Origin of the sequence: Hyphomonas sp. BRH_c22 (genome assembly GCF_000961795.1) — a bacterium.
Taxonomy (GTDB): domain Bacteria; phylum Pseudomonadota; class Alphaproteobacteria; order Caulobacterales; family Hyphomonadaceae; genus Hyphomonas.
In genome coordinates, this window is the sequence record NZ_LADU01000086.1 from 45,515 (window position 1) to 51,514 (window position 6,000).

4 protein-coding genes are annotated in these 6,000 nt (G+C 59.8%); all 4 read left to right on the forward strand.

Annotation, left to right across the window (positions count from 1 at the left end):
* Window positions 1-264 precede the first annotated feature (264 nt).
* The 4 genes from katG (at window position 265) to VR74_RS11295 (ending at window position 5,676) form a co-directional block, all read left to right on the forward strand.
* Window positions 265-2,505 carry a catalase/peroxidase HPI gene (gene katG / locus VR74_RS11280; RefSeq protein ID WP_045696836.1) on the forward strand — a complete coding sequence of 747 codons (2,241 nt, stop codon included), beginning with the start codon at window positions 265-267 and terminating at the stop codon, window positions 2,503-2,505.
* A 159-nt stretch (window positions 2,506-2,664) separates the two neighbouring features.
* Window positions 2,665-3,303: a hypothetical protein gene (locus VR74_RS11285; RefSeq protein ID WP_299950242.1), complete on the forward strand. Its 639-nt coding sequence runs from the start codon at window positions 2,665-2,667 to the stop codon at window positions 3,301-3,303.
* A gap of 291 nt (window positions 3,304-3,594) precedes the next feature.
* Complete coding sequence (locus VR74_RS11290) at window positions 3,595-4,473, forward strand: site-specific integrase (protein ID WP_045696256.1); 879 nt, start codon at window positions 3,595-3,597, stop codon at window positions 4,471-4,473.
* Window positions 4,474-4,479: 6 nt separating this feature from the next.
* Window positions 4,480-5,676, forward strand: a complete 1,197-nt coding sequence (locus VR74_RS11295; RefSeq protein WP_045696258.1) for an IS91 family transposase — start codon at window positions 4,480-4,482, stop codon at window positions 5,674-5,676.
* Window positions 5,677-6,000: the final 324 nt, after the last annotated feature.

A 6,000-nucleotide genomic window follows, 5' to 3' on the forward strand; every position in this document is an offset into this window, starting at 1 on the left:
ACGTGCAAGCTCGAGACGTTGGCGAGTGACGAGGTTCGAAAATGCAGGTCGCAGAATTCTCTGGAGGATTACATCGGATCCTGCGCCTTGCGAACGACGGAGAATGGTTCGCCTTCGCCTAACCTCACTAAACGATCTCCATTTCCTATATTTGTTAGGGGGAAATACATATTGTTGGCGTCGTCTGGAAGGCGCTACGATCCTGTCAACTGAGCGAACCGTTCGTGCTCTGAGCGATCCCTACAAGCCAATCAGGAGGATGAAATGCGCAAAACTTCGGTATCACTTTTCGCCATAATCGCCGCGACCATGGTTCCCGCCACTCCGGTCTTGCTGGCAAGTCCGGCCCAGGCCGAAGAAGTGCAGGCTGGAGAAAAGGTCATGTCCAATCAGGACTGGTGGCCGAACCGGCTGGACCTGAGTGCGCTGCGCCAGGACGACGCAGGGGCCAATCCCTATGGCGCTAACTTCGACTATGCTGCCGAGTTTGCCACGCTCGACCTCGACACCGTCAAGAAAGATATCGAAAGCGTCCTAACCACATCACAGCCCTGGTGGCCGGCCGATTACGGCAATTACGGCCCGTTTTTCATCCGCATGGCCTGGCACAGTGCGGGCACCTACCGCGTCGGTGACGGACGCGGCGGAGCTGGCGGAGGCGAACAGCGTTTCGAACCGCTCAACTCTTGGCCCGACAATGTCAGTCTCGACAAGGCGCGCCGTCTCGTCTGGCCGATCAAGCAGAAATACGGACGTAAGCTGTCCTGGGGGGACCTGATGGTTCTTACGGGTAATGTCGCGCTGGAGAACATGGGCTTTGAAACCATAGGTTTTGCCGGTGGCCGTGTTGACACCTGGGAACCGGACCTGGTGTTTTGGGGGCCGGAAACGAAGTTCCTCGCCGCTGACCGCTTCGACAAGGATGGGAATCTCATTGGTCCGCTCGCGGCGACCCAGATGGGCCTGATTTATGTCAATCCGGAAGGGCCGGGCGGCAATCCCGATCCGCTTGCGGCCGCAAAAGCCATTCGCATCGCTTTCGGCAACATGGCGATGAACGATGAAGAGACTATCGCGCTGATCGCTGGCGGCCACACGTTTGGCAAGGCGCACGGAGCCCACAAGCCGGACGAATGCGTCGGCCCCGATCCCACGAGCGCAGGCTTGGAACAACAGGGGCTTGGCTGGGAAAACAAGTGCGGCAAGGGCAATGCCGAGGACACCGTCTCCAGCGGTCTGGAGGGCGCATGGTCGGCCAACCCGATCGCCTTCACAACGCAATTCTTTGACAATTTGTTCGGATTCGAATGGGTCAAGACGAAAAGCCCGGCGGGCGCGACACAGTGGATTCCCTCCACCCCCTTTGCCGCCAGTCTGGTCCCTGACGCCCATGTCGAGGGCAAGCGGCACGCGCCGATCATGTTCACCACCGACATAGCGCTGAAAGAAGATCCCGGTTTCCGCGCGATCTCCGAGCGCTTCCGCGACAATCCTGATGAGTTCGCCGCCGCCTTTGCGCGTGCCTGGTTCAAGCTCACCCATCGCGATATGGGGCCAAGTGCCCTTTACCTCGGCAACGAAGTACCGAAGGAAGCCTTCTCATGGCAAGACCCGCTTCCCACTGCGGATTACGCGGTGATTGATGCATCAGACGTGAGCCAGCTCAAGGCGAGTATTCTTGCGACTGGCCTGACCGGCCCGGAACTGATCAAGGCGGCATGGGCCTCCGCATCGACCTTCCGCGGGACTGACATGCGCGGCGGTGCCAATGGCGCCCGCGTCCGGCTGGAACCGGCCAAGGGTTGGGCCGTCAATGACCCGGCCGAACTGACGAAGGTACTCAGCAAGCTCGAAGGTGTTCAGAAGAAATTCAACCGCTCAGCCACCGGCAATAAGAAGGTATCGATAGCGGATCTTATCGTGCTGGGCGGCAATGCGGCCATCGAACAGGCAGCGAAGAAGGCTGGTCACAACGTGACTGTGCCATTTACCCCAGGCCGCGTGGATGCGGCGCAGTCGCAGACCGATGTCAAATCTTTTGAGTACCTGCGGCCCCATGCTGACGGATTCCGTAACTATTACGGCATGGATAGCGACCTCGCACCAGCGCAGATGCTGGTAGACAAGGCCAGTATGCTGGAGCTGACAGTTCCGGAGATGACGGTGCTGGTTGGTGGCATGCGCGCACTCGATGCAAATACCGGGCACTCGCCAAATGGTGTCTTCACCAGTCGTCCGGGCACGCTAAGCAACGACTTCTTCGTCAACCTGCTCGACATGTCCACGAAGTGGGAGAAGTCCGCGAAGACCGACGGTCTTTATGAAGGCTACGACCGGGCCAGCGGCAAGCTGAAATGGACTGCCACTCCGGTTGATCTGGTCTTTGGATCGAATTCGGAACTTCGGGCGGTTTCCGAAGCCTATGCCTCGGATGATGCGAATGAGTTGTTCGTGAACGACTTCGTCTCTGCCTGGGCCAAGGTAATGAACCTCGATCGGTTCTAAGGTATTGTCAAAGGACGCGGATTAGGCACTCTGCTTGTGCGCTGGATTGCCTATCAATCTTCGTCTGGCAGTCGCTGCTACGGGCTTTTTCGTCCTGACTTCAGATGACAGGGCAAAGACATACAATCCGATTTGGTTCCTTGGACAATGTCTTAGAAGATGTTGTGGCCGAAAAATTTGGCGAAACCGTATCCATCCCGGTGGCGGGCGAAACAGTCGCTCCGAATTGAAAAAGGTATCGACGTGATCAATCCAAAAGTCAGAAGAACACTCGTCCTCGTCCATATGTATTTTGCTGCATTCATGGCGCCCGCTTTTCTACTTGTCGCCCTATCGGGCGGGCTCTATCTGCTGGGAAACAAAGGCAGTGTTCAAAGTGAACAACTCATGCTCCCGGCAGGTTCAGCTTTGAATTTTCAAAGCGAGACACTGGAGTCGGATATAAGAGCGCTACTGGAATCGGCTGGCGTCGATCATAAATTCGAGTACGTAAAAGCGAAGGGTCAACAGGCGGAAACACGCCCAACGTCCAGAACACATATTGAGTTTTCGCAGTCTGGTCAGGGCCTTCAAGCCAAGGTCAACAAACCAAGCCTCCAATACGCCATGATGGAGCTTCACAAGGGCCATGGCCCGAAGCTTTTCAAGCTATATCAGATGCTTGTTGCCTTGGCGTTGTTGGGTGTCGTGCTGGGCGGGCTGGCTGTCGGTCTTCTGGCTCAATCCTATCGCCGAAAAGTCTTGATCACATCTGCTGTTGGGCTCGCGGTGTTTTTGGCCTTGTCGTTGCTCGCTTGATACTTGCTTGGCGGTGCCTGATCCCAAACGACAGACTTGAAACCTTGAATTTTCAGTCCTGAATCAGCGCTAAGATGGCTCGGTGGGAGGACAGAAACTCTGACTCTGGCAGTGACCGGTTTTCTTCAATGCGGTCGTTTGAAAATAGTGGTGCGAAGGGCGACAAACGGCCAAAGCACTAACGCGCTCGCGCGCGAGTTGAGCGTTGCTGCGTCGGGGATGAACATAACCGTCTGATGCCTGCGGGTAGCACCCGGATGGTCTGGGAGCGCCCTTACGGAGGCTTCAGCCATGAGCAACGACACTCAACCCATTCATCCTCTTCGCCAGCGCATGATCGAGGACATGACCCTGCGGGGCCTGTCTCCCGCAAGCCAGAAGACCTATGTCCGCGCCGTGCGCGCCTGTTGCACGCACATGAACGTCAGGCCCGGAGATATCACCGTGGACCACGCCCGGTCTTTCCTGCTTCACTTGCAGTCGCAGGGGCTCGGTGTGGGAACGATCAACGCCCATGCCACGGCGCTGCGCTTCTTCCTGCGCTTCACGCTCGGCTGCAGCAGCGATGTCGAGCGTGTGCCGGTCCTGCGCGAGCAACGCAGGCTGCCGGTTGTGCTGACCCGCGAGGAGGTGGCCCGCATCATCGCGGCGGCGCCGGGTCTCAAGTACAGGACGGCGCTCAGCATCACTTATGGCGCGGGCCTGCGGGCGTCGGAGACAGCCAACCTCAAAGTCTCCGACATCGACAACAAGTCGATGACCTTGCGGATCGAACAGGGCAAGGGCCGCAAGGATCGCAAGGCCAAGCTGTCGCCTCATCTGATCGATGTCCTGCGCAGATGGTGGCAGGTCGCCCGGCCGCAGGTCTGGCTGTTTCCGAGCCGGAGCGGCGTGATGTGCCCGATCAGTACACGCCAGCTCTCGCGCCAGTTCCAGCACGCCGTCGACGCCGCCGAGATCCGCAAGGATGGACGCATCACCCTGCACACGCTCAGGCACTCCTTTGCCACGCACCTTCTGGAGGCCGGTGTCGATATCCGCGTCATCCAGGTGATGCTGGGGCACGCCAAGCTCGAGACAACTTCTATCTATACCCATGTCTCGCCGAAGTTGCTCCAGGACGTCGCAAGCCCGTTCGACAGCCTGCCCGTCATCGAACCGACGGACTGATCCGACATGCCCCGACCGGCCGTCGAGGTCGCGGACATCCTCCGCGGCCTTGGCCCCGCCTTGCGTGAGGGTCTTTCCCGCGACCAGCACAAGGCGGTGAGTGCCATCCTCTCATGCCGCACCGCCGCACTGGGCGGCCATGTGACCCGTTGCGAAGACTGCGCGGCCATGGACGTTGCATACAACTCCTGCCGCAACCGGCATTGTCCGAGGTGCCAGGCGGCGTCGTCCCATGACTGGCTGGAGGCTCGCAGGCGGGACCTGCTTCCTGTGGCCTATTACCATGTCGTGTTCACGCTGCCCGCGCCGCTGGCAAGAGTGGCCTTCCAGAACAAGAAGCCCGTCTACGACGCCCTGTTCAAGGCCGTGTCCGAGACGCTGATGACGATCGGCGCCGACCCGAAGCACCTCGGCGCAAAGCTCGGCGCAACCCTGGTCCTGCACACATGGGGCTCGGCGATGACCCACCATCCGCATATCCATGGCGTCGTGCCCGGCGGAGGGCTCGCGCCGGATGACAAGCGCTGGATCGACTGCCGCCGGGGCTTCTTCCTGCCCGTCCGGGTGTTGTCGCGCCTGTTCCGTCGGCTAATGTGCGAGCGGCTCGCCAGCCTCCATGCCGCCGGCAGGCTGGGCTTCCACGGCGATCTCGTCCATCTGGCCGACAGGGAAGCGTTCGCAGCACTCCTGAAGAGCCAGCGCCGCTGCGACTGGGTCGTCTATGCCAAGCGTCCCTTTGCAGGCCCGGACCAGGTGCTCTCATACCTGGCCCGATACACCCACAGGATCGCCATCTCGAACAGCCGGATCACCGCCTATGACGGCCAGCGTGTGACGTTCCGGGTCAAGGATTATCGCAAGCAGGACGAGGCGAGATATGGGGTCATGACGCTTGACGCCACCGAGTTTACCCGGCGGTTCCTGCAACACGTCCTGCCGGATGGCTTCCATCGCATCCGCCATGTCGGGTTCCTCGCCAACACACAGCGCCGAGACGCCATTGATCGCATCAGGGACCTGCTCGCAGAGCGCATGCTGCCCTCGCAGGACCCGGAATCCGGGCCAACGCCGGAGCCTGCACCTCAAACACCCGAACCGGAAAAGTGTGCCTGTTGTGGTGGACGGATGATCCTGATCGAACTGATCACCCCGGCGTCCCGCCTGCGACGACGATCACCGCCAGAAAGGATCGACACCTCATGAACGCCGCCTCACGCGCTCATCTTTGCCAGCTTGCGTTCGCCACCATTGGCGGCGACGGTCAACTGCGCTCTGGCCGAACCCATCCTGGCAACATCGCCCAACCTGGCCCGCCAAAACAGGGCCAGACACGCGACATCCGCCTTGTTCGACATCGATCCCGACGATCGAACGCACTCGCGCTCTGAAGACGAGAAGCAAGCGCAGTCTTTAAATCCCCATAGCAGTCCACACCGTCCGCGCGTCAGGCATTGAGCCTTCCACGACGCCCGCCATCATGCGTGGTGCAACCGGCTGTGCAAGGCGGGCGTCGTGGAAACCTAAACA

Excerpts from the sequence above, each read along its gene's own strand:
- katG (WP_045696836.1), top strand. The coding sequence starts at position 265 with ATGCGCAAAACTTCGGTATCACTTTTCGCCATAATCGCCGCGACCATG.
- VR74_RS11285 (WP_299950242.1), top strand. The coding sequence starts at position 2,665 with ATGTTGTGGCCGAAAAATTTGGCGAAACCGTATCCATCCCGGTGGCGG.
- VR74_RS11290 (WP_045696256.1), top strand. The coding sequence starts at position 3,595 with ATGAGCAACGACACTCAACCCATTCATCCTCTTCGCCAGCGCATGATC.
- VR74_RS11295 (WP_045696258.1), top strand. The coding sequence starts at position 4,480 with ATGCCCCGACCGGCCGTCGAGGTCGCGGACATCCTCCGCGGCCTTGGC.